The following is a 22,677-nucleotide window of genomic DNA, read 5'->3' as shown; positions in this document are numbered from 1 at the left end:
CCAAGGTGATCAAAAAGGATCCTTCATGTCGCCGACAAAACCACTGGGCCAGACGGAATTCATCGCCCTGATCGCGATGCTTTTTGCCACGATCGCCTTTTCCATTGATGCCATGCTGCCCGCCCTGCCCCGCATCGCCGCAGAATTATCGCCCGATGCGCCCAATCAGGCGCAACTGATCCTGACCAGCTTTGTCATGGGCATGGGGCTGGGCACGTTTGTCGCAGGCCCGATGTCCGACAGCTTTGGCCGCCGCAACGTCATTGTGGCCGGGGCTGCACTTTACTGCCTTGCGGCGCTGGCCGCCTGGGCTGCGCCGACGCTGGAAACCGTGCTGCTGGCCCGTGTGGTGCAGGGCATCGGGGCCGCGGGGCCGCGGGTCGTGTCTCTGGCGCTTGTGCGCGATCTTTACAAGGGCCGCGACATGGCCCGGATCGTCAGCTTTGCCATGATGATCTTTACCCTTGTGCCCGCGATTGCCCCGGCCCTTGGCCAGGTCATCATCGCAGGCTTTGGCTGGCGCGCCATCTTCCTGGCCTTTCTGGTCTTCTCGGCCGTCAGCATCGTCTGGATGCTGGCCCGCCAGCCCGAAACCCTGCCCGCCGGAACCCGTCGCCCCTTTGCCGCCCGCGGCCTGTGGCTGGCTCTGCGAGAGGTGCTAAGCCACCGCGTCATCCTGCTGTCGATCGCGGCGCAGACCATGGCCTTTGCCTGCCTCTTTGCCACCCTGTCTTCGACCCAAGGCATCTTTGACATCACCTTTGGCCGGGGCGATCAGTTCCCGCTCTATTTCGCGGCCATTGCCGTGCTGGCGGGTTCGGCCAGCTTTATCAATGCGCGCCTTGTGGGGCGGCTTGGCATGCGCAAACTGGTGGTGATCACCTTTGCAACCCAGATCGGCCTGTCTGGAATATCCACCTTTGTCCACGGGATGCATGCGTTGCCCAGCGGTCTGGTCTTTCCGGCCTATTTCCTGTGGACCGTGGGGGTGTTCTTCATGGCCGGGATGACGCTGGGCAATCTGAACGCCCTGGCGCTGGAACCGGTGGGCCATATCGCGGGCATGGCGGCCTCGGTCATCGGGTCGGTGGCCACGGTCGCTTCGGTGCTGCTGGCGGTGCCGGTGGGGCTGATGTTTGACGGCACGCCCCTGCCCCTGATGGCGGCGGTCACGCTGTTTTCGGGCTTTGGCTATGTGATCATGCGGCGGCTTGGTCCATCGCCTTCATCGCCCGAGTAAAGGCATCGGGCGAGGCATAGCCATAGCGCCGCGCAACAACGCCCACCCGGCCGCCGTCTTCCAATTCGGCACGGGCGCGTTCCAGCCGATAACGGCGCAGATAGCTGGCCGGGGCCTCGCCCAACACCTCGGCAAAGCGCGCCATAAAGGCCGAACGTGACATGCCGGCAAGCTCAGCCATCGCCTCGACCTTCCACGCATGCGCGGGCTGTTCGTGCAAGGCCACCAGAACGCGCGCCAGCCTGTGGTCGGCAAGGCCGGCCAGAACCCCGGCACTGACTGCCCCATCCTCGATGGCCTGACGCAGCAGATGAACGACAAAGGTCTGCACATAGCCTTTCAACAGATGATCGGCCCCACAGCGCGGCGCCTCGGCCTCGGCCACGGACAGCGCGATCACCGGATATAGCGGATGCCCTTCGGCCACCGCCATGCCTGCCATGCCGTTCCACAGCCGCCCACTGGCCGGCCCCCAGGACAGCCGGGCCGCAAACACCGACTGGCCGCGCAAATAGGGGCCAACATAAAACCCGCCAGACGGCACCCGTGCCACATGCAGATTGGCCCTGTCCACACTGCGCCCCGCAGCTTCAACCATCATTCCGGGCAACAAGGCAGCAAGGCGATCAAGGGGCATTTTGGACCTTTGGACGGGTTATCAGGATCAATTACCCCAGATCGTTTCATATATTGGCCAAAGTGACAAGCAAAACCAAAAGGACTTCCATGCCGTTTCCCCGTCAGAAAACCCCCGATCTTGCGTTGCCCCTGTTGGGCGGCGGCACGTTCAACCTGTCAACCGAGGGCACCGAGCGTGGCACCGTCCTGTGCTTTTATCGCGGCCTGCATTGCCCGATCTGCGCCAATTACCTGAAAGAGCTGGAGCGTCTGACGCCCGAATTCGCCAGCCGTGGCATCTCGACCCTTGCAATCTCATCCGACGGCGCAGAGCGCACCAAAGACATGGCCGAAAAGATCAACGCGTCGGCGCTGCGCTTTGCCTATGATCTGCCGTTGTCGGTGGCGCGCGACTGGGGTCTGTTCATCTCGACCTCACGCGGCAAAACCTCGATCGGGATCGAAGAACCGGCGCTGTTTTCGGAACCCGGCCTGTTCCTGGTGAACCCTGACCAGACGCTGTATTATCAAAGCATCCAGACGATGCCCTTTGTCCGCCCGCATTTCAACGAATTGCTGGCCGCAGTCGATTTCGCCATCGACAAGAACTATCCTGCGCGCGGCGAATATACAGGGGCCGTCTAAGCGGCCCCCGCCTTTGGCCTGACCACCTTTTCGGCCAGATCACGGGCAATCGCAAAGGCGCCCCTGATGCGGTCGGCATCGGATTTCAGATCAAGCGCAATGACAATCTTGTTGCCCTGAACCTTTGCCGCCGCCCCTTGGGCGCTGATGAATTCGACCAACCCTGCGGGGTTGGCGAATTTATCGTTGTGAAACTGAATGGTCGCGCCCTTGGGCCCGGCATCAATCCGGCTGATGCCCGCACGCTTGGCCATGGCCTTGATCCGCACAATCAGCATCAGCGTGTTCACCTCTTTGGGCAGTGGTCCAAAGCGGTCGATCAACTCGGCGGCAAAGCCTTCCAGCTCGACCTTGGTTTGCAGCCCCGACAGGCGGCGATACAGGCCAAGGCGCACATCCAGATCCACCACATAATCTTCGGGAATCATCACCGGCAGGCCAAGGTTCAACTGCGGCGACCACTGGTCATCAATCGCGGCCAGACCGCCGATTTCACCCGATTTGATCTTGGAAATCGTTTCTTCCAGCATCTGCTGATACAGCTCATACCCCACTTCGCGGATATGGCCCGACTGTTCTTCACCCAGCAGATTGCCCGCACCGCGCAGATCAAGATCGTGGCTGGCCAGGTTGAAGCCCGCGCCAAGGCTGTCAAGGCTGCCCAACAGCTTCAACCGCTTTTGCGCCTGCGGTGTCAGGGCCATGCGCGGCTTGGTGGTCAGATAGCAATAGGCGCGGGTCTTGGATCGCCCCACCCGGCCCCTGATCTGGTAAAGCTGGCTGAGGCCGAACATATCGGCGCGGTGGATGATCATCGTATTGGCGGTAGGAATATCAAGGCCGCTTTCCACGATGGTCGTGGCCAGCAGCACATCATATTTGCCATCGTAAAACTGGTTCATCCGGTCATCCAGATCACCCGCCGCCAACTGCCCATGGGCGATGACATAACTGACTTCGGGCACATTGCTGCGCAGAAAGTCTTCAATCTCGGGCAGGTCGGAAATGCGCGGCACCACATAAAACGACTGCCCGCCCCGGAACCGCTCGCGCAGCAGCGCCTCGCGGATGGTGACCGTATCGAATTCCGAAATATAGGTGCGGATCGCCAGTCGATCGACCGGAGGTGTCGCAATGATCGACAGATCGCGCACCCCTGTCAGCGACAGTTGCAGCGTGCGCGGAATCGGCGTCGCGGTCAGCGTCAGCACATGGATCTCTGACCGCATTTCCTTCAGCCGCTCTTTATGCGCCACGCCGAAATGCTGTTCTTCGTCGATGATCATCAGACCCAGAGACTTGAACTTGACGCCCTTGGCCAGCAACGCATGGGTGCCGACGACGATATCCACCTTGCCCTGCGCCATCCGCTCACGAGTGTCATTCGCCTCTTTGGCAGACACAAAGCGCGACAACTGCCGCACCGTGATGGGAAAGCCCCGGAAGCGTTCGGCAAAGCTGCGGTAGTGCTGGCGCGCCAGCAGCGTCGTCGGGCAGATCACCGCCACCTGCATCCCCGACAGCGCCGCCACAAAGGCCGCGCGCATCGCCACTTCGGTCTTGCCAAAGCCGACATCGCCGACGACCAGCCGGTCCATCGGGCTGCCCTTTTCCAGATCGGCCACCACATCGGCAATCGCCGCCAACTGGTCATCGGTTTCCTGATAGGGGAACCGGGCGGCAAAGGCCTCCCAGATCGAATGGGGGGCCTCAAGGATTGGCGCGTGGCGCAAGGCGCGTTCGGCCGCGATGCGCATCAGCCGATCCGCGATCTCCTTGATCCGTTCTTTCAGCTTGGCCTTCTTGGCCTGCCAGGCGCCACCGCCCAAACGGTCAAGCAACCCCTCTTCATGGCCATAGCGCGACAGCAGTTCGATATTTTCAACCGGCAGATACAGCTTGGCGTTCTCGGCATATTCCAGCGCCACACAGGCATGCGGCGCCCCAAGGGCGGTGATCGTCTCCAGCCCCAGATAGCGGCCCACCCCATGTTCGACATGCACCACCAGATCGCCCGGTGTCAGCGTATCAACCTCTTTCAGGAAGTTCTCGGCCTTGCGCTTGCGCCGGGGCTTGCCCACCAAGCGGTCGCCCAAAACATCCTGTTCGGAAATCACACACAGGCCGGGCGCCACAAAGCCCGTGTCCAACGCCCAGATGATCAGGAACAAACCACCCTTTCCCTCTGGCACGTCGCGAAAATCTTTAACCTCTGTACAGCCACTTACACCCTGATCTTCAAGCAACCCCTTAAGACGCTCGCGCGCGCCTTCAGACCAGCTGGCAATCACCACCTGCCGTTCCTTGAGCTGAACCTTAAGATGATCTGACAAGGCCGCGAAAAGATTGACGTTTTCCACCTGACGCTCGGGCGCGAAGTTGCGTCCCATCCGCCCGCCCGCATCCAGCACGCCGGGGCCGGGGCTTTGCGGATTGGGCGAGAGCTGGATAACCCGGTGCCCGGCCACCGCCCGTTCCCATGCGGCATCGTCCAGATACAAAAGATGCGGCTCGGCCGGTTTATAGACCGTATCCATCCGCCCCTTGGCCAGCATCGCCTCGCGCCGGGCGTCATAGCCGTCCTCGATCCCCTCCCACCGGCTCAGGCGCGACGGCGTGACCTGATCATCCAGCATGACGGCCGCGGTCGGCAGATAGTCAAACAACGTCTCCAGCCGATCATGGAAAAAGCCCAGCCAATGCTCCATCCCCTGATGTTTGCGCCCGGCACTTACCGCCTCATACAGCGGATCATCCGACCCACCCGCGCCAAATTCGATGCGATAGCTTTGGCGAAACCGCGTGATGCTGGCCTCATCCAGCAACACCTCAGAGACCGGCGACAAATCGACAGCCGTCAGTTTCTCGACAGTCCGCTGGGTTTCGGCATCAAAACGCCGCAGACCGTCCAACGTATCGCCAAAGAAATCCAGCCGCACAGGGCCAGAATGGCCGGGGGGATAGATATCGACAATGCCGCCGCGCACAGCATAATCGCCCGCCTCGGCCACGGTAGAGACTGGCGAAAACCCCATGCGGGCCAGAAAATCCTTCAGCCGCGCCTCATCCACCCGGTCGCCCACACGCGCCGAAAAGCTGGCCCCCGAAACCGTATCGCGCGACGGCAGCTTTTGCGTGGCCGCATTGACCGTGGTCAGCAGCACGAATGGCGCCGGCACCCCGGCGGCCAAAGCGGCCAGTGTTGCCATGCGACGCGCCGAAATATCGGGGTTGGGCGACACACGGTCATAGGGCAGACAGTCCCAGGCGGGGAAATCCATCACCACCGCCTGCGGGGCCATCACCGCCAGGGCGGCCCGCATCGCCTCCATCCGCTTGTCGTCGCGGGCAATGTGCAACACGGGCTGGCCCTTTTGCAGCTCGCGCAGCACCAAACGGGCGTCAAAGCCTTCGGGGGCGCCACCAAGCAGGATACGGGCAGAAGAAACATTCTGGGTCATGCGCCCTACCTATCCGCCCGCTGCCCGCCGTCAAGGGCGGCTTAACCCCAGCCGCCGACGGCCATGTTCTGATACATGCCAAACAGCGATGTGATGAAGATAGAGACCATTCCGATCAACTGCACCACCATCCGATGCCGCAGCAGCGTCGAAACCAAAGGCTCGGCACTCAGGTCGTGCTCCTCGATCTTCAGGGCCACCCGCAGCGACAACCAGCCGATCAACACCATGGGTGCCAGCATCAGGAACACGGCCTGCGCAAATTCGACATGCTGCCAAAAGGCCAAAATGGCCAGTGTGGTCAGCAAAAAGCTGGTAAAGGCCAAAAGCCACAACCCCGCATGGCGCGAGATATACAACAGCCGCATCGCGTTGATACGGGCAATGGCGTTCAGATCCTCCATCGCCGGGCCGCCTTTGCGCCGGGCGCGGGTGATCATGTCATAGGGCACGCCCATCACCCAATGGCTGGTGGTTGACCACAAAACAGCCAAGGCGATCCAGTACCACAGGTTCGAGAAAGATCTCATGTCGATCAGGACAAAGATCATTTCATACCATTTCACGGCTTCATCCTTATCGCATTTGCGCCAAGACTTGGCACCCGGGCCTTTCGATGGCAGACAGAGACAAAAGCTGCAAGCCCCCTAACCCGTGAGTGACAGCCCATGCGCCTGACCGTTGCCCCGACGCCCACATCCCGCTTTCGCCGTTTGCGCCGCACACCGGCGATGCGGGCCCTGGCCCAAGAGAACACGCTGTCGGTGAACGATCTGATCTGGCCGGTGTTCGTGCGCGATGGGGCGGGGCTGCGCGAACCCATTGCCTCGATGCCGGGGGTTGACCGTCTGTCAGTCGATCTGGTGGTGCGCGCGGCGGCCGAGGCGGCCGAGCTTGGCATCCCTGCCTTGTGCATTTTTCCCTATACCGATCCGGCCAAAAAAACCGAAGGCTGTGAAGAGGCGTGGAACCCCGACAATCTGGCCAACCGCGCGATCCGCGCGATCAAGGCCGAAGTGCCTGACATCGCCGTGATGACCGATGTGGCGCTGGACCCCTATAACGCCAACGGCCATGACGGTCTGGTGCGCGATGGCATCATTCTGAACGACGAGACGATCGAGGCGCTGGTCAAGATGAGTCTGGTGCAGGCCGATTGCGGGGCCGATATCCTTGGCCCGTCGGATATGATGGATGGCCGGATCGGGGCAATGCGCGCGGCGCTGGAATCGGCGGGCCACAAGGATGTGGCGATCATGTCTTATGCCGCCAAATATGCCAGCGCCTTTTACGGCCCGTTTCGTGATGCCGTCGGGGCAAGTGGCGCGTTGCGCGGCGACAAGAAAACCTATCAGATGAACCCCGCCAACAGCGCCGAGGCCCTGCGCCTGATCGAGCGCGACCTGAGCGAGGGCGCCGATATGGTGATGGTCAAGCCGGGTATGCCTTATCTGGATATTTGCTACCGGGTAAAGGCAACCTTTGGCGCGCCGACCTATGCCTATCAGGTGTCGGGGGAATATGCGATGATCAAGGCCGCTGCGCAGAATGGCTGGATTGATGGCGAAAAGGTCATGCTGGAAAGTCTGATGGCCTTTCGCCGGGCCGGTTGCGATGGGGTGCTGACCTATTTTGCCCCTGACGTGGCCCGCCTGCTGCGCAAAGGGCGCGGCTAAGCCGCCTTGCGGTTCCTTGCCGAGGCCGCAATCGGTGGGTGACAGCCCCTGCCCCAACCGCTATAAATAGTGTCATCAACGGGCCGTCAGAGCCGTGGTCGCCGCAAGGCGCAAAACATGAATGAGGATCAGAGCATGACCACCTTTTCCAGACGTGGATTCCTGGCCGTCACCGGCGCAGGCAGCCTGTTGGCGGCTTGCGGAAACGGGATCGGATCAAACGGATCGGCGCAGATTGATGCCCGCGTCGATGCGACGCGCGATTTCCTGTTCAACGCCTATCCCGGCACCCGCGATCTGGCGGGTCAGGCGGCCGGGGTTTTGTATATGCCGCTGGTGACCGAGGCCGGGTTCGGCGTGGGTGGGGGCTATGGGCGTGGGGCGCTGCGGGTGGGCGGGGTGACCGTCGATTACTATTCGGCCACCAAGGCAACCATCGGGTTCCAGATCGGGGCGCAACAATATGCGCATGCCCTGTTCTTCATGACAGAGGCGGCTCTGGGCCAGTTCCGGCGCAGCCCGGGTTGGGCGGCGGGGGCGGATATTCGCTATGCGACGCCGCAGCAAGGGGCAAGTCTGGGCAAGGAAACGACCGAGCTGGAGCCGGTGATTGCGCTGGTCTTCGGGCAGCAGGGGTTGATTGCCGGGGCGACGGTGGCGGGCACGAAATACACCCGCATCATTCCCTGAGGCAGGCATCGGCCCGCTTGATACGTCAAAGGCGTCTCTGGCAGAGACGCCTTTTGCATTTCGTGACATCAAGGGCTTAGCAAACCAGAGTCACGCAAACTCTACAATTGCCCTGCCGCGCAGTTGCATAAGGGCCCGCCAGCACAGAGGCCAAGCGAAGGGGTTCGCCCTTCGCTTGGGCCGGTTTGATCACTTCAGCCGACGGATCAGGCTGGAGGTGTCGTGGCGCCCGCCGCCCATGCGTTGCACATCGGCATAGAACTGATCAACCAAAGCCGTGACCGGCAGCGAGGCGCCGATTTCATTGGCGGTGGCAAGACAAATGCCAAGGTCTTTGCGCATCCAATCCACGGCAAAGCCGTAATCGAACTTGCCGTCCAGCATGGTTTTGTGGCGGTTCGCCATTTGCCAGCTGCCCGCAGCCCCCTGGCTGATCACCTCGACCACCTTTTCACCATCAAGCCCGGCCTTTTCGCCAAAGGCCAAGGCTTCGGACAGGCCCTGAACAAGGCCTGCGATGCAGATCTGGTTCATCATCTTGGCAATCTGGCCCGCGCCCGAGCTGCCCAGAAGGCGGCAAATGCGGGCATAGGCGGCAATCACCGGCTCGGCCTGATCGTAGATGGATTGTTCGCCGCCGCACATCACCGACAGAACGCCGTTTTCGGCCCCCGCTTGCCCGCCCGACACCGGCGCATCGACAAAGCCAAGGCCACGCTCGACCGCGATGCCCGACAATTCGCGCGTGACCAAGGCCGACACGGTGGTGTGATCGACGAAAATGGCGCCCGGGTCCATGCCCGCAAAGGCACCATCAGGGCCAAGGCAGACAGCGCGCAGGTCATCGTCATTGCCAACACAAGACATCACGAAATCCTGACCCAAGGCCGCTTCGCGCGGGGTTGGGGCGGATTTGCCGCCATGCTTGGCCACCCAAGCCTCGGCCTTGGCGGGGTTGCGGTTATACACCGTGACCTCATGTCCCTTGGCCACCAGATGCCCTGCCATGGGGAAGCCCATGACCCCCAAACCCAGAAATGCCACCTTTGCCATCTGCATGCCTCCCTTCGCATTGCCCTTTACGCCGTGATGGCATAGGTAACAGCCGCATCCCTGCCGTCAAGAACAGGCGCGTTTTCATGCTTCTCCTCTTTCGTTGGTTGTTGCGTCTGGTGACGGGCCTGATTGGCCTTGGTCTGGTCGTTCTGATTTTGGCCTATTGGTTTCTGGAACGCTCGATTCCCGATTATACCGAGGATTTCAGCCTGCCCGGCCTGACCGCCCCGGTCGAGATCGTGCGCAACAACGACAATGTGCCCCATATCTTTGGCGAGACGGATGACGATGTGTTCTATGCCTTGGGCTTTGCCCATGCGCAGGATCGTCTGTGGCAGATGTCGATGTTGCGGCGCACGGCACAGGGCCGGTTGTCCGAGGTGTTTGGCAACCGCACGGTGAAGATCGACGAATTGATGCGGCGCTATGATCTTTACACGCTGGCCCTGCAATCGGTTGAGGCGCAGGATGCCCCGACGCGGGCGGCGCTAGAGGCCTATGCCCGCGGGGTGAATGCCTGGATCGGGCAGATCAACAGCGGCGCGCGCGGGCGGGGCGCGCCTGAATTCTTCTTTTTCTCGAATGAGATTGCGGCTTGGGCACCTGCGGATTCGATTGCCATCATCAAGCTGATGGCGCTGCAACTTTCGGGGCATCTGGAGGCCGAGGTGTTGCGGGCGCGGGTGTCGATGCTGCTGCCCGAAGATCGGTTGCGCGATATTCTGCCCGATGATCCGGGCCGGCCTGTGACCGCCCTGCCCGATTATGCCAGCCTGATGCCGGGCCTGCGCCCGGCCACCACCCCCATTCGCACCGCCCAAGGCCCGTTGTCGCCCTTTCCGCGCCTGCCCTTTGCCGGGGCCTCGAATGCCTGGGCGGCGGTGCCCAGCCGGTCGGCGGCGGGGGGCAGTCTGCTGGCCAATGATCCGCATCTGGGCTTTACCGCGCCATCCTTGTGGTATCTGGCGCGGCTGGAACTGGCGTCGGGCGGGGTGATCGGGGCCACGATTCCGGGGGTGCCTGCGGTGATGATCGGCCGGTCGGCGCAGTTGGGCTGGGCGCTGACCTCATCCTATATGGATGATCAGGATGTGGTGATGGAGCGGTTGAACCCTGACAATCCCGAAGAATATGAAACCGCCGACGGCTTTCGGCCGTTTGAGACCCGGCGCTCGATCATCCAGATCAAGGATCAGACGCCGGTCACGCTGACCCTGCGCTGGAGTGAGGCCGGGCCAGTGCTGCCGGGGTCGCATTACGATCTGGCCTCGGTCACGCCGCCGGGGCATGTGGCGGCGCTGTCGTGGACGGCCTTGTCGGCGGCCGATACCACCATGACCTCGGCCTTGCAGATCATGCGGGCGCAGACGATCGAGCAGGCGATCGAGGCGGGGCGGCTGTTCGTGGCACCGTCGCAGAACCTGATGCTGGCCGATCAGAGCGGGATTGCCCTGCAGGTGATCGGCGCCGTGCCGCGCCGCGATGCGCGCCACCCGACGCAAGGCCGGATGCCGGCCTTGGGGTCGGTTGCGGCGACGCGGTGGCAGGGGATGCTGCCCTATGACAGCAACCCACGGGTGATCGACCCGGCCAGTGGCATTCTGGGCAACACCAACAACAAGACGGTCGAGCGCCCCTTCCCCGAGCATCTGAGCTTTCTGTGGGGCGATACGCAGCGGATTCAGCGTTGGCTGACGCTGATGAAAACGCGCGAGGTTCACACGCGCGAAAGCTTTATCGAGGCGCAACTGGATACGGTGTCGCCTGCGGCGCGCACGATCTTGCCGCTGATCGGGGCGGATCTGTGGTTTACCGGCGAAGCCGCACCTGCGGGCACGCCCGAGCGGTTGCGGCAGCGGGCGCTGGAGATTCTGGCCGAGTGGAATGGCGAGATGAACGAGCATCTGCCCGAGCCGCTGATCTATATGGCTTGGGTGCGGGCCTTGCAGGATCGGTTGATCCGCGATGAAATGGGGCCCCTGGCCGATGAATTCACCCATCTGGACCCGGTGTTTGTCGAGCGGGTCTATCGCGATGTGGCGGGGGCCAGTGTCTGGTGTGATGTGATCCAGTCGGCGGTGGTGGAAAGCTGTGCCGATCTGGCGCGGCTGGCGCTGGATGATGCGCTGCTGGAACTGACCGAGACTTATGGGCCGAACCCGGAAAGCTGGCGCTGGGGCGATGCGCATCAGGCCACGCATGATCACCCGGTTCTGGGCGAAGTGCCGCTGTTGCGCTGGTTCGTGAACATCCGGCAATCCACCTCGGGCGGGGATTTCACCTTGCAGCGCGGGCGCACCAAGGGCGATGGACCGAACCCTTACCTAAATGTGCATGGCGGCGGCTATCGCGGCGTCTATGATTTCGCCGATCCCGACAGTTCGGTCTTTGTCACCTCGACCGGGCAATCGGGGCATCCGCTCAGCCGCCATTACGACGATCTGGGCGAACGCTGGCGGCGCGGGGAATATGTGCCGATGAGCCTGGACCCAGAACTGGCGCGGGCGGCGGCGGTGGGGATCACCCATTTGCAGCCGCAATAGCCGCCAGCGGGTGATCTGCCGGATCAGGCGGTGGCGGCGTTGGTCTTGGCCGCAAGGGTGCCTTTGGGCCACATCTGGATGACCTTGATGGCGATCCAGAGATTGGCCCCAAGCGCCACCACAGTCACGATGCCGCCTGCCATCACCCAACCGTTGATCAGGAGGGCCGAGGCATAGGCCGCCAGCGGAAAGGTGAATGCCCCCCACAGGGGCGAAAAGCCGGCGCTGGTGATCCATTTGCCCGCCGCGATCAGCGCCAGCAGGATGGCAAGGCCCAGGATGACCATGGCCTGCGCCAGTTGCGTCAGGCCAAGCAGGCCAGCCACGCTGGCAAACAGGCTGGCGGGAGCAAGGTGGATGGCCAGCAGCGGGCGCAAGGGGGCGGGCGGCACCCGGCGGGTCAGTTGCCACAGGCTATAGGCCCAGATCCCGGTGGCCATCGCCATGGTGCCATAAAGGATCACTTGCGCCAGATCAGCCCAGCCCAGCGGAATGGCGGCCAAGGCCCCGACGATAAAGCCGACAAAGCTGAGATGCCAGGCGGGGGTGACATCGCGGCCTTCCGGCGGGGCGGCGATCAGCGCGCGGATCGTCAGCACGACAAGCGCGATGTGCAGACCAAAGGCCAGAACCAGCGCGGGGCGGGCCAGATCGGGCGAAAAGAACCCCAGCACGGCGCAAAAGGCAAAGCCCCCGACCGAGGCCGCGGCAAGGCCCGCACGTCCGGGCAGGATGCGCAGATCCTCGGCCACCACGGCGGGGCGGCGGGCCAGCTTGATGCCATAAGCGACGGCGCAAAACAGCCACAGCCCCGCCGCAAGCCCCATCGCCATATCGGCCAGACCGACCGGCAGACCCGCTGCCGCCGTCACCCGTTTCAGCGCCAGCACCAGCCCCAGCAACCCAAGAACCGAAGGGAACACCGCAGGGGGCATGCGCGCAAAGAGGGGCAGCTTGCGGGGCGGGAATTCGGGGGGCGGAAAGGCCTTGGGGCGAAAGGTCTTGGGTTCAGCGGCCATTTATTCATCTCCTTGAATATGTGCAATGCACCCCATTTCAGGGGCGGGTGCAAGGCGCAGCTTTGCCGCAGGGCTGCGCTGGCCCCTGGGGCGCTGGGCGGCGTGCCGCGCGGTTGCGGGGGGCACGATGCCCCCCAAGACCGCACCCTGTCAGCCGGTCAGCACCGGAAACCAGTCTTCGCGCAACCGCTGGCCCGGCTGCATGTCATGGCCGGGAAAGGGCGGCGAGGTCGGACCGGGGCGGGCCACATAGCGCGCATCTTCGCCCACCAGACGCAGCGAAAAGGCGCGGCGGCGGTTCTGGCTGGTGTTGCCGCGGGTGCCGTGCAGGGTGCGGTAATGAAAGGCCACGGCGTCGCCCGGCTCCATCGGCCATTCCAGAATGCGCATGCCTTCGGCCTCGGGGTCGGGCACCGGCATATAATCGTGATCACCGGGATAGAAGTTCGTCTCGGCCATCCAGCGGGTGGGCAGCACGTCTTTTTCCCACAGATGGCTGCCCGCCACGCAGCGCAACGACGCCTCGCGCACTGGATCAAGCGGCACCCAGAACGAGACGGTCTGGCGGCCTTCGACAAAGTAATAGGGGCCGTCGGTATGCCAGGGCGTGGGCTTGGTGGTGCCCGGTTCCTTGACCAGCACATGGTCATGGAACAGCTGCACGCGCGGGCTTTGCATCAGGCGTGCGGCGGCCTGCGCAACCTCGGGGGCAAAGATCGTGTCGCGAAATTCCGCGATCTTGTCCCAGTTGCAGTAATCGTCAAAGAATCGGCCCTGTTCACCGGGTTTCAGGGTGGGCATCTGCTGGGTGGGCGCGGCCATGTTCTTTTCGATGCCGGCGCGCAGTTGTTCGACCCAAGGCGCAAACAGCCCCCGCACCAGCACGGCCCCATCGCGGGCATAGTCTTGCACCATCTGATCAGTCACATCTGCGGCCATTCTGGTTCCCCCCCTCTTTCAGGTCAGACTGGCCCGGATTGCGGGGCTGGACAAGGGCCAGTCGTGCCCGCACTCTGGCCCCAAGTGGCACGCAGCAGGAGCGACGGGATGAGTGGGCATGGCTATGAAACGGGGCGGCTGAACCTGCCTTTTGTTGGCATTTCGACCTTTGGCAAGCGCCCCTATGTCGAAGATTGGTCAAAGATCGCGGCCGATGTGGCGGTGATGGGGGCGCCGTTCGACTTTGGCACCCAGTTCCGCGCCGGGGCCCGCTTTGGCCCGCGCGCGGTGCGCGAGGCGTCCACGCTGTTTTCCTTTGGGCATGCCGGGGCCTATGACCATGAGGATGACTGCATCTATCTGGGCGGCGATGTGCGGATCGTCGATATTGGCGATGCCGATATCGTGCATACCGATACCGAGAAAAGCCATGCCAATATCGAGGCCGGGGTGCGGGCCATGCTGGCGGCGGGGGCCTTGCCGGTGGTGATCGGGGGGGATCATTCGGTGAATATCCCCTGCATTCGCGCCTTTGATCAGGTCTGCGCCAAAGACGGGCCGATTCACATTTTGCAGATCGACGCGCATCTGGATTTCGTCGATGTGCGTCATGGGGTGGTGCATGGCCATGGCAACCCGATGCGGCGCGCGGCAGAGCGCGATTATGTGTCGGGCATCACGGCGCTGGGCATCCGCAACGTCTCGTCCACAGCCAAGGATGGCTATGAGGCCGCGCGGGCCATGGGCGATGACATTCTGTCAGTGCGGCAGGTGCGCAAACTGGGGGTTGAGGGCGTGTTGGCGCGCATCCCCAAGGGGGCGCGGCTGTATGTGACGATTGATATTGACGGCTTTTGCCCCTCGATCGCGCCGGGCACAGGCACGCCCAGCCACGGTGGTTTTCTGTATTACGAGGTGCTGGAGATCTTGCAGGGGGTGGCCCGCGCGCATGAGGTGGTGGGAATTGATCTGGTCGAGGTGGCACCCGATTACGACCCCACGCAGTCCACCGCGATTCTGGCGGCGCAAGTTTTGCTGAATTTCCTGGGCTTCATCTTTCACGCAAGATCACAGCGGCAGCACAAGTGAGGTGGCCCCAAGGCTGACCGCGGTGGCCCCGGTGCCCAGTTTGAAATGGGCAAGGCCGGGGCTTGCGGCATCATAGGCGCCAAGGTCGATCTGAGTGATGCCGCGTGCGGCCAGTCTTTGGGCGGCCTGCCACAGCAGGGCGCGCGGTGCGCCCTGTTCCAGCCCGCGCGGGCCGGACCATGCGGCGTGATAGCTGGCGCTGGCCCCGTGCAGCAAGAACACGGCCCCCGCCAACAGCGGTTTGCCCACGCGCAGCACCAGCACACCACCGGGCCAGTGCTGCGCGAATTCCGGTGGAAGGGGCCGATACCCGCGCGCCCTGCCCTGTGCGGCCGCCTGCGCCAGAATCTGGGGCATGGCGCCAGCATCCGCCACGACCCGCGCAGTGGCCCGGTTCAGCGCGTGGCGCCAGGTAGGCCGCAGGGCGGCGTGCAACTGGGGGGACGGTGCGGCGATGGTCCAGACGGCATGGGTGCGGGGGGTGATCAGCGGGATCAGGCCCGCGCCTGTGGCCAGGGTGCTGGCCAGCGTCAGGCCGGGGTGGCGGGCCAGAGGGCCAAGCCGCAAGGCCGGATCGGCGCGGTGGATCAGGCGGATGCCGGGGCGCGCCAGGATCTGCACCGGTCTGCCGTTCTGTGCCAGGCGCAGGACGCGCGCCCCCAACCTCTCCATCACCACGCCATAAGCCCAGTGCTGTGGCAGCGGGGCGGCATCGGTCAGCGCCTGCCAATCATCGGGATGGGTGATATGGTCCATCCCCGGATTAAGAAAGCGGAAAGCTTAACGGGTGATAAAGGCGGCATGAAAACCCTGCCGCCGCCACCCCGTTTCACCCTTTGGCTGCCCCTGCTGATCGCAGTTGCGCTGTCGGGCCTTTACCTTGCGGTGCTGGCCCTGATCTAGGCGGGCCTAGCGATACAGCAGGCTGGTGCCCTTGGCAAAAAGATGCACCTTTTCGGGCTTGGCCGCCAGCTTGACGGTCTGGCGACGCAATTCGGGGTGGATGCCGGCGAGTTTGGCGATCAGCGGCGTGTCGCGGCCCTTTTTCTCAAAGTAAAGCTGGGTCAATTCGCCAAGGGCCTCGATGATCTCGACCTTGCCTTCGTAAAAGGCCTCGCCTTGGGTGATGACGCAATCTTCGGGGCGCACCCCGACATTGACCTTAAGACCCATATCCGCCGCCGTTGTCGGCACGGTTGAGGTGGCGGTGCCGCCATCGGCCAGCCGCACCACGGTTTGGGCGCCGGTGCCCACCACTTCGCCGGGCAACAGATTCATCGCGGGGCTGCCGATGAACTGGGCCACGAATTCGTTCTGGGGCCGTTCATACAACTCCAGCGGGGTGCCCACCTGCCCGATGCCCTGCCCCACGGTCAGCACCACGATGCGGGTGGCCAGGGTCATCGCCTCGACCTGATCATGGGTGACATAGATCATCGTCGAATTCGGCATAGCCTCTTTCAACTGGGCAATCTCGATCCGGGTGGCGACGCGCAGGGCGGCGTCAAGGTTCGACAGCGGTTCGTCAAAAAGATAGACCTTCGGATCGCGCACGATGCTGCGCCCGATGGCCACCCGCTGACGCTGGCCCCCTGACAGGGCCTTGGGCAGGCGGTCAAGATAGGGTTCCAGTTGCAGGATCTTGGCGGCCTTGGCCACGGCCGCATCAATTTCGGCCGGGCTTTTCTTGGCGATCTTCAGCGCAAAGCTCATGTTGTCGCGCACGGTCATATGCGGATAAAGCGCATAGGACTGGAACACCATGGCAATCCCGCGCTGGGCGGGCGGCACGTCGTTCATCCGTTCGCCATCAATGGTAAAGTCACCCGCCGTGATCTTTTCCAGCCCCGCGATCATCCGCAGCAACGTGGATTTGCCGCAACCCGAGGGACCGACGAACACGATCAGTTCGCCGGTCTTGATATCGAGGTTGATGTCCTTGAGAACCTTCACCTCTCCATAGGATTTCTGCACATTGGTCAGTTTCAAATCGGCCATGGTCCGGGCTCCCCCCTTAGTTTATTCCTGCTGCATCAGACAAAAGCCCCAGGGGCCAAGGTGAACCTCGCCCTGTTGGGCCATGACGGCACCAAGGTCTTGCCCGATTGCCCGCCAGGTGCCGGGCGGCAGATGCGTGGCCACCTCGCCTTCGCCCAGGTTAAAGGCGCAGAACAGGGTTTCATCGCCCCTGCGCTGAAACAGCGCCAGATTGCCTTCGGCGCGCATCTGCACAAGATCGCCATCCCGCAACACCGGATGCGCCCGGCGAAAGGCCAGTGCGCGGCGGTAATGGTGCAGCATGCTGGTCGGATCGGCCTCTTGCGCGGCAACCGCCCGGCCCAGATGCGGGGCCGTGACCGGCAACCAGGGCTTGCCAGTGGAAAAACCGCCCTGTGCATTGTCAACCTGCCAGACCATCGGGGTGCGGCAGCCATCGCGGCCTTTGAACTCGGGCCAGAATTCGATGCCATAGGGGTCTTGCAACTCATCAAAGCTGATGTCGGCTTCGGGCAGTGCCAGTTCTTCGCCCTGATACAGACAGACCGATCCACGCAACGTCAGCAGCAACACCGTATACATGCGCGCGGCGGCATCCGTCAGGCCCCAACGGGTGACATGGCGGATCACATCATGGTTGGAGTAAGCCCAGCAAGGCCAGGCATCGGGGGCCACCTCATTCATGCGCCCGAAGGTTTCGACCAGCAGACCCGCCGTCAGACGCGCCGGTTGCAGCATTTCGAACGGATAGCACATCTGCACCTTGTCGCCGCCCGAAGTGTATTCGGCCATGATTTCCAGCCCGCGCTGGGCATCGCCCACCTCGCCCACGGCGGCGGCGTTGTAGGGGGCCAGAACCGCCCGGAATTTGCGCAGGAATTCAAGGTTTTCCGGCTGGTTCTTGTCGAACAGATGCAGCTGGTGGTTATAGGGGTTCACCGATGGCGCGATGGTGTTGTTGCGCAATTCGGGCGGCAGCGCAGGGTTGTCGCGGAGGTATTTGTCGGCAAAGTAGAAGTTGATCGTATCCAGGCGAAAGCCATTGACCCCGCGCGCCAGCCAGAACCGGGCCACATCCAGCAGGGCCTCTTGCACGGGTTCGTGGTGCAGGTTCAGGTCAGGTTGGCTGGTCAGGAAATTGTGCAGGTAATACTGCTCGCGCCGCGTATCCCATTGCCAGGCGCTGCCGCCAAAGATCGACAGCCAGTTGTTGGGCGGCGTGCCATCGCCTTTGGGTTCGGCCCAGACATACCAGTCAGATTTGGGATTGCCGCGCGAAACACGGCTTTCCTTGAACCACGAGTGCTGATCGCTGGTATGCGACAGCACAAGGTCGATCATCACCTTTAGCCCCAGGTCATGGGCACGCGCCACCAGCGCGTCGAAATCGGCAAGGCTGCCGAACATCGGGTCAACGTCGCAATAATCGCTGACATCATAGCCAAAGTCTTTCATCGGGCTGGTGAAAAACGGGCTGATCCAGATCGCATCGGCACCAAGGCTGGCGATATGCGGCAGGCGCTGGGTGATGCCAGCCAGATCGCCGATGCCGTCGCCGTTGCTGTCTTGATAACTGCGCGGGTAGATCTGATAGATCACGGCGCCCCGCCACCACTCGGCATCCGCCCCGATCGCCATCCGCTCTGCACGTTCCATGTTCGTCATATCCGTCCTTATTTCACCGAGCCGGCCAAAAGGCCGCGCACGAGGTATTTTTGCATGGCAAAGAAAACCAGCAGTGGCACCGAGATCGAGATGAAGGCCGCGGTGGCCAGAATCTCCCAGTTGCCGCCACGAGAGCCCATCAACTGCACGATCTTGTCGGTCATCACCGTGGTGCCGGCGGTGGGGTCGATCAGAAAGACCTTGGCCACCAGAAGGTCGTTCCATGTCCAGAGAAACTGGAAGATGGCAAAGCTGGCCAGGGCCGGGAAAGACAGCGGCAGCACGATCTTGGTGAAGATCTGAAAGTCAGTGGCGCCATCGACCTTGGCGCATTCGATGATGTCACGCGGCAGGCCGACCATGTAATTGCGCAAGAGATAGATGGCGAGGGGCAGGCCAAAGCCGGTATGGGCCAGCCAGACCCCCAGATAGCCCTTGCCGATGCCGATGTCGTTGTGAAACTTGAGCAGCGGGATCAGCGCCAGTTGCAAGGGCACGACCAACAGGCCGACGATCGCAGCGATCAGCAAGGCCCGGCCCGGAAAATCCATCCAGGCCAGCGCATAGGCGGCAAAGGCGGCGACAAGGATCGGGATGATCGTGGCCGGGATGGTGACGGTCAGGGTGCCGAAAAAGGCCTTGCTCATCCCATCGATATTGGCCGGATCGACCAGCAGGAAGCGGTAGTTGTTGGTGGTGAAATCGGGCGGCGCACTGGCGGTGACAAAGACGCGCTGGCCGCGGCCCGTCATCTCGGCCGTGGCGGTCATCACATAATCGCCGTTGGATTGCACCGTCAGGCTTTCGCCATCGCCCAGATCGGCGGTTTCGCCGGCGCTATAGGCCGCAATCTCACGCGATGATGTGCCCCAGACCGAAATCTCGCCCACCGGGGCGCCGTCGAACAGATTGCCCTCGATCACCCACAACCCGTCTTTTTGCACCTGTGCGGTGCCGGGATCGGCCACCCGCAGCGTCAGGTTTTGTTCCGACGGGAACATCGACTTCCACCAGCCCGAGGCGGTGATCTGGTCGGTGGTGCGGAACGATGACACGAACAGCCCGATGGTGGGGAACAGCCACAACAGCACAAGGGCCACGACCGACAGGTGAACCACCCAGGTCAGCGTTGATTTGCGTCCGGCAATATTGTCCATCTCAGCGCATCTCCTTGCGGGCGTTGATCACGTTCCAGATCAGGATCGGGCTGACCAGCAGCATGATGACCATGGCGCTGGCCGACCCCACGCCCCAATCGGCGGAAACGAACAACTTTTCATACATGTAATTGGCCAGAACCTGCGTTTGCCATTGCCCGTTGGTCATGGCGAACACGATGTCAAAGACCTTGAGCACGGTGATGGTGATCGTGGTCCAGACCACGACGATCGTGCCCATGATCTGCGGCACCTTGATCTGAAAGAAGATTTCAAACGGGTTGGCGCCATCGACAATGGCCGCCTCGACCGTTTCTTCGGGAATGCCGCGCAGGGCCGCCGACAGGATGACCATGGCAAAGCCGGTCTGAATCCAGATCAGCACCACCATCAGGAAGAAGTTGTTCCAAAAGGGCAGCGAAATCCACGCCTGCGGGGTGCCATAGGCATAGTCCGTGCCGATGACGCCAAAGACCGAGCGCAAGGACAAGAACACCAGCCAGGCCCCAAAGCCCGCCACCGCCAGCCGCCCGGCGGTGGGCCAAAGCCCGCCTGCCCGACCGCCCAGCAAGGGGCGGACTGTCAGCCAGGCCACCCAGGCCACGATCCCCGCAAAGGCCAAAAGCACCAAAACCGGCAGCGCCTTGAGCATCAGGATTGATCCAAGGCCGCCATCGAATTGCAGCCAGATCGCATTCAGCACGCCGATCTGTTCCTGATCAACACCGCGCATTTCATAGACCAGCTTGAAGATCACGCTGGCACCGACAAAGGAAATCGCCATCGGCATGAAGATCAGCGATTTGGCGACCGAGCCCCATTTGATGCGATCGGTCAGTTGCGCAGCCAGCAGGCCAAAGGCGGTCGAGGCCGCGGGCACCACGATCAGCCACATCATGTTGTTGCGCATGGCTTCCCAGAATTTCGCCTCGCTGGCCATCTGGCGGTAATTGGCAAGGCCCACCCATTCATAGCTGAACTGCCCCCCCGCACCGGGAATGGCCACACGCTGGGTCAGCGACAGGCGCAGCGTCTCGACCACCGGATAGGCCAGATACAGCCCCAGCGCCGCCAGAGCCGGGGCCAGAAACAACCAGGGGCGCACCATGTTGGCGCGGCTGATGTTGCGGCCCGCATCCCCGCGATGGGGCGGGAAGATCACCTTATCAAGGATGATGTTCGACAGATAGAAATAGGCGATACAACCGCCCACGCCCAGAATGATGGTGATCAGACCCTGAAGTGCGGGACTCATGGCGTCTTCCCCCCTTGGAAGCGGAACTGTCCGGCAAGCGTTGCTTGTGCCAAGGCCCGACCGCGTGCTGGCCGCGCCCTGAAATGCATCGGGGCGCGTTGCTGCGCCCCGATCATGGCCCCGATGGGCTTATTTCAGCGAGTCCCACGAGGACTGGATGGCATCGCCCACATCTTGTGCCGATTTGCCGCCGACGTAATCGACCATACCCGTCCAGAACGACCCTGCGCCCACACCGCCCGGCATCAGGTCAGACCCGTCAAAGCGGAAGGTGGTGGCATTCAGCAGGATGTCGTTCATCTTGCCCAGCGTCGGGTCAGAGAACAGCGCGGTGTTCACACCCTTGTGCGGGGTCAGAAAGCCCTTCTGGGCCATCCACACTTCATGCGCGATCGGGGTTTGCAGGAACTGGATAAAGGCGTTCGAGGCGTCAGAAGCCTTGGTGATAAAGGCCAGCGTGCCTGCGCCCAAGACCGGGGTGCCCAGATCTTTCTCGGCATAGGCCGGGAAATAGAAGAAATCGGCATCCTGCCCGACGACCGTGCCTTCGGGGAAGAAGGCCGGGATGAACGACGCCTGACGGTGCATGTAGCACTGCGGCGGCGAGGCAAAGAGACCCTTGGGGCTGTCCCGGAAATCGGTGGTTGCAACGGCAGCCGCGCCCCCGGCGACATAGGCATCATTGCGGGCAAAGGCGCCGAATTCCTCGATCGCGGCCACGACCTTCGGATCGTTGAACTTCAGGTCGTTCTTGACCCAGGCGTCATAATCCTCGGGCGTGTTGGTGCGCAGCATCATGTCTTCGACCCAGTCGGTCGCCGGCCAGCCGGTGGCCCCGCCCGACCCCAGGCCGATGCACCAGGGCGTGCCGCCATCGGCCACGATCTGATCGGTCAGCGCCTTCAGCTCTTCCATCGTGCTGGGCACATCATAGCCCGCATCTTCAAAATTCTCGGACGAATACCAGACCAGCGATTTCACATCGGCCTTATAGGGGAAGGCATACATGGCATTGGCGCCATCCGGCCCGGCATAGGTGCCCAGACCCACCCAGGATGCGCCCGCGGCGTAGTTCTCGGTCATCCAGTCGGCCGTGCCTTCGGGCAGCGGGGTGACAAAGCCCTTTTTCACCAGATCACCGATCAGGCCGGGCTGCGGCAGGATCGAGATATTGGCCGGGCTGCCCCCTTCGAGATCGATCACGATCTGCTGTTCATAGCTTTCCGACGAGGAATAGACGACATCGGCACCGGTTGCGGCCTCAAAATACGCCAGCACAGCCTCGACCTGAACCTGGTCATCGCCGCGCCAGGGGCCAAAGATCGTCAGCGTCTGCCCGGCCAGATTGCCATGGGCGGCCTTGAACTCTTCGAACGAGGCCCAGTTGAAGTCGCCCTCGCCCACCGGAAACTTCAGGTCTTGCGCCGCAACGGCACTGGTCATCATCGCCAGAACGGCCACGCTGACATATAGTTTCGATTTCACTCTCTTTCCTCCCGGATCCACCCCGCCGCTCCCGCAGGGCCCCATGATGTGGGTGTTGACCAAGCGCAAAAAGCCGGTGTTTTAGAATCGGCCCCAAACCGCTTTGGATGATGCACCATTGCCGAAGCCCTGTTTCAAGTC

At 62.6% G+C, this 22,677-nt stretch carries 18 protein-coding genes; 6 read left to right on the top strand and 12 right to left on the bottom strand.

Translation table 11 applies throughout. From position 1 onward, the window contains the following. The first annotated feature begins 25 nt into the window (after nucleotides 1-25). A complete protein-coding gene (locus V3C85_RS10820) occupies nucleotides 26-1,240 on the top strand; it encodes an MFS transporter (protein ID WP_331795086.1) in 1,215 nt (404 codons plus the stop codon). Here the strand turns inward: V3C85_RS10820 and V3C85_RS10815 are convergent. Continuing rightward, a complete protein-coding gene (locus V3C85_RS10815; protein WP_331795085.1) occupies nucleotides 1,200-1,841 on the bottom strand; it encodes a helix-turn-helix transcriptional regulator in 642 nt (213 codons plus the stop codon). The two genes, V3C85_RS10820 and V3C85_RS10815, sit on opposite strands and share 41 nt — an antisense overlap. Before the next feature lie 125 nt (nucleotides 1,842-1,966). Between V3C85_RS10815 and V3C85_RS10810 the strand changes: the two genes are divergently transcribed. After that, nucleotides 1,967-2,503 (top strand): peroxiredoxin-like family protein, encoded by a 537-nt coding sequence (locus V3C85_RS10810; RefSeq protein WP_331795084.1) that lies wholly within the window; start codon nucleotides 1,967-1,969, stop codon nucleotides 2,501-2,503. Here the strand turns inward: V3C85_RS10810 and mfd are convergent. Beyond that, nucleotides 2,500-5,964: a transcription-repair coupling factor gene (gene mfd, locus V3C85_RS10805; RefSeq protein ID WP_331795083.1), complete on the bottom strand. Its 3,465-nt coding sequence runs from the start codon at nucleotides 5,962-5,964 to the stop codon at nucleotides 2,500-2,502. The genes V3C85_RS10810 and mfd overlap by 4 nt on opposite strands. Before the next feature lie 41 nt (nucleotides 5,965-6,005). Continuing rightward, entirely contained in the window at nucleotides 6,006-6,530 is a 525-nt protein-coding gene (locus tag V3C85_RS10800) for a component of SufBCD complex (RefSeq protein ID WP_331795082.1), read from the bottom strand. 102 nt (nucleotides 6,531-6,632) lie between these two features. Here V3C85_RS10800 and hemB point away from each other — a divergent pair, with 102 nt between their 5' ends. Continuing rightward, the gene (gene hemB / locus V3C85_RS10795) at nucleotides 6,633-7,640 is read left to right on the top strand and encodes a porphobilinogen synthase (protein WP_331795081.1); all 1,008 of its coding nucleotides are present in this window, start codon (nucleotides 6,633-6,635) and stop codon (nucleotides 7,638-7,640) included. Nucleotides 7,641-7,775: 135 nt separating this feature from the next. Beyond that, the gene (locus tag V3C85_RS10790) at nucleotides 7,776-8,330 is read left to right on the top strand and encodes a lipid-binding SYLF domain-containing protein (protein WP_331795288.1); all 555 of its coding nucleotides are present in this window, start codon (nucleotides 7,776-7,778) and stop codon (nucleotides 8,328-8,330) included. A 189-nt stretch (nucleotides 8,331-8,519) separates the two neighbouring features. Here V3C85_RS10790 and V3C85_RS10785 read toward each other — a convergent pair whose 3' ends face one another. Further along, a complete protein-coding gene (locus tag V3C85_RS10785) occupies nucleotides 8,520-9,383 on the bottom strand; it encodes an NAD(P)-dependent oxidoreductase (RefSeq protein WP_331795080.1) in 864 nt (287 codons plus the stop codon). Nucleotides 9,384-9,469: 86 nt separating this feature from the next. Between V3C85_RS10785 and V3C85_RS10780 the strand changes: the two genes are divergently transcribed. Further along, the gene (locus V3C85_RS10780; RefSeq protein ID WP_331795079.1) at nucleotides 9,470-11,929 is read left to right on the top strand and encodes a penicillin acylase family protein; all 2,460 of its coding nucleotides are present in this window, start codon (nucleotides 9,470-9,472) and stop codon (nucleotides 11,927-11,929) included. 23 nt (nucleotides 11,930-11,952) lie between these two features. On the opposite strand, the gene V3C85_RS10775 is transcribed toward V3C85_RS10780, so the two are convergent. Together V3C85_RS10775 and V3C85_RS10770 are read right to left on the bottom strand one after the other, a co-directional pair. Then, on the bottom strand, nucleotides 11,953-12,948 hold the full coding sequence (locus tag V3C85_RS10775; RefSeq protein WP_331795078.1) for an SLAC1 family transporter: 996 nt from the start codon (nucleotides 12,946-12,948) through the stop codon (nucleotides 11,953-11,955). A gap of 150 nt (nucleotides 12,949-13,098) precedes the next feature. Continuing rightward, on the bottom strand, nucleotides 13,099-13,887 hold the full coding sequence (locus V3C85_RS10770) for a phytanoyl-CoA dioxygenase family protein (RefSeq protein ID WP_331795077.1): 789 nt from the start codon (nucleotides 13,885-13,887) through the stop codon (nucleotides 13,099-13,101). A gap of 108 nt (nucleotides 13,888-13,995) precedes the next feature. On the opposite strand from V3C85_RS10770, the gene speB reads away from it, so the two are divergent. Further along, nucleotides 13,996-14,976 (top strand): agmatinase, encoded by a 981-nt coding sequence (gene speB / locus V3C85_RS10765; RefSeq protein WP_331795076.1) that lies wholly within the window; start codon nucleotides 13,996-13,998, stop codon nucleotides 14,974-14,976. Here the strand turns inward: speB and V3C85_RS10760 are convergent. The 6 genes from V3C85_RS10760 to V3C85_RS10735 all read right to left on the bottom strand — a co-directional run bounded on the left by V3C85_RS10760 (nucleotide 14,956) and on the right by V3C85_RS10735 (nucleotide 22,536). Then, nucleotides 14,956-15,732: a GNAT family N-acetyltransferase gene (locus V3C85_RS10760; protein WP_331795075.1), complete on the bottom strand. Its 777-nt coding sequence runs from the start codon at nucleotides 15,730-15,732 to the stop codon at nucleotides 14,956-14,958. The genes speB and V3C85_RS10760 overlap by 21 nt on opposite strands. A 153-nt stretch (nucleotides 15,733-15,885) precedes the next feature. Further along, complete coding sequence (locus tag V3C85_RS10755) at nucleotides 15,886-16,974, bottom strand: ABC transporter ATP-binding protein (protein ID WP_331795074.1); 1,089 nt, start codon at nucleotides 16,972-16,974, stop codon at nucleotides 15,886-15,888. A gap of 21 nt (nucleotides 16,975-16,995) precedes the next feature. Then, entirely contained in the window at nucleotides 16,996-18,639 is a 1,644-nt protein-coding gene (locus V3C85_RS10750) for an alpha-amylase family glycosyl hydrolase (protein WP_445942006.1), read from the bottom strand. Between the two features lie 8 nt (nucleotides 18,640-18,647). Beyond that, entirely contained in the window at nucleotides 18,648-19,796 is a 1,149-nt protein-coding gene (locus V3C85_RS10745) for a carbohydrate ABC transporter permease (RefSeq protein WP_331795073.1), read from the bottom strand. A 1-nt stretch (nucleotide 19,797) separates the two neighbouring features. Next, nucleotides 19,798-21,051 (bottom strand): carbohydrate ABC transporter permease, encoded by a 1,254-nt coding sequence (locus V3C85_RS10740; protein ID WP_331795072.1) that lies wholly within the window; start codon nucleotides 21,049-21,051, stop codon nucleotides 19,798-19,800. Between the two features lie 129 nt (nucleotides 21,052-21,180). Further along, on the bottom strand, nucleotides 21,181-22,536 hold the full coding sequence (locus V3C85_RS10735; RefSeq protein WP_445942005.1) for an ABC transporter substrate-binding protein: 1,356 nt from the start codon (nucleotides 22,534-22,536) through the stop codon (nucleotides 21,181-21,183). Nucleotides 22,537-22,677 lie beyond the last annotated feature (141 nt).

The organism is Pseudotabrizicola sp. L79 (genome assembly GCF_036553525.1).
Lineage (GTDB): Bacteria > Pseudomonadota > Alphaproteobacteria > Rhodobacterales > Rhodobacteraceae > Pseudotabrizicola.
This window is presented reverse-complemented; position numbering and strand designations above follow the sequence as displayed.